This window comes from Flavobacterium xizangense (genome assembly GCF_054075145.1).
In genome coordinates this window covers 1-231 of sequence record NZ_JBSIPG010000352.1, presented here as the reverse complement: position 1 = coordinate 231, position 231 = coordinate 1, and the positions used below count along the sequence as shown (strand labels likewise).

Here is a 231-nt window from a genome sequence, read left to right as displayed (position 1 = left end):
CAACTTTTAAAGTTTCGTTTGGAAAAACTTGGTGCAAGTAATCAGATAATCCCTGAGTATTTTTTCCAAGCGTATATTTATTGATTCTGTTGTTTCCAATACCCATAACACCACGCATACCGCCAGTTCCGAATTCTAAGTTTTTGTAAAAACTCTCTTCCAGTTCTTTTGGTGAAGTGGTCATTAATTCCTTAACCGCAGCTTGCGTCTCTTGGTCAAATGTTGGCGTTA

The 231-nt window shown here is 37.7% G+C and carries 1 pseudogene; it reads right to left on the bottom strand.

The features are described 5' to 3' along the window. Positions 1-231: pseudogene (locus ACWA1B_RS23735) on the bottom strand (phospho-sugar mutase); the annotation flags it as partial.